The 386-nt window shown below is 57.5% G+C and carries 1 protein-coding gene; it reads left to right on the plus strand.

Annotation, left to right across the window (positions count from 1 at the left end; translation table 11 throughout):
• Window positions 1-267 (plus strand): hypothetical protein (locus tag AC1RPW_RS08070; RefSeq protein ID WP_438452373.1); only part of this gene is annotated, 267 nt, incomplete at its 5' end.
• Between the last annotated feature and the right edge of the window lie 119 nt (window positions 268-386).

The following is a 386-nucleotide window of genomic DNA, read 5'->3' on the forward strand; positions in this document are numbered from 1 at the left end:
GTCCGTGCCCGGGCCCGGCGCTCGATTACGCGGCTCCAGAAGATGCTGAAGCAGGAGCCTTACTTCGATCCTCAGGTCCACCGCGTTAGCATCGTGGTGCCTGACGAGCGTACGGCCCAGCGTATACGTGTGACACCGCTCCCGCTCCAGCTGTTTGTCACGAGCGTCGAGGAAACGGTGCTGGACACAGACGAAGGCAACCGCGCCGAATTCGACATTCTTCCATACCCGCCAGACATCGACGATTCCATGGACTACCGTGGATAGCAAAAAGCCCCGACAGATTTGTGTCTGTCGGGGCTTTTTCATTCTACTGCGCGTTTTTCTACTTCGTCGGGTTCCTTGAAATAGTGCAAGAAGTCGCGGAGACTGCCGCACGTGATTCC

It is taken from the genome of Dellaglioa sp. CoH-55-MRSF-8, assembly GCF_056782195.1.